This window comes from Vibrio sp. 10N.261.52.A1 (assembly GCF_002876325.1).
Taxonomy (GTDB): domain Bacteria; phylum Pseudomonadota; class Gammaproteobacteria; order Enterobacterales; family Vibrionaceae; genus Vibrio; species Vibrio chagasii.
This window is the reverse complement of sequence record NZ_MCYD01001271.1, coordinates 1-538: the sequence shown is the minus strand read 5'-3', so window position 1 is coordinate 538 and position 538 is coordinate 1. Positions and strand designations below refer to the sequence as shown.

General features: G+C 44.6%; 1 protein-coding gene. It reads right to left on the bottom strand.

Annotated elements, in window-relative coordinates:
* A partial coding sequence (locus tag BCT81_RS26715) for a tetratricopeptide repeat protein (protein ID WP_102426422.1) occupies positions 1 to 538 on the bottom strand: 538 nt, incomplete at both ends.

The following is a 538-nucleotide window of genomic DNA, read 5'->3' as shown; positions in this document are numbered from 1 at the left end:
GTTTTCATCAATGCTATCGCCAAGTTCGCTTTTACAATCTGATTGGTTGGTTCTTCTTTCAACACTGGCGCTAATGTTTCAATCGCCTGCTGGTACTCACCGTTAGCCATCTGGATCATCGCGATGTTGTTCTTAACCACTACATCGTTATAACCACGTAAGCGTGCCAGATTCAGCTCTTGATATGCTTTCTCATACTGACCAATTTTTGTGTATGACACGCCGAGTAATACGTGAATTTGACCAGCTCTGTTGCCAGCCTCGACAGATGCGATATAAGCAGCTATCGCACTATCCGTGTCATTTTTGGCATCGAATACTTGCCCTTCTAACTGATAAAGGTCTGGGTTTTCGATGCCCTCTTTTTTCAGGTGTTGAGCGTAAAAATCTGCGGATTCGATGTCACCTTTATAGAAGTACGCCCACGCTAGTTTCTGTTTCACCACTGGATCTTGGGAGCCTTGCTCAAGCTGAGATTTGTAATGGTTAACGAGACCGTCGTAGTTTTTGACCTTCTCCATACTTGTCACCTCGGCAA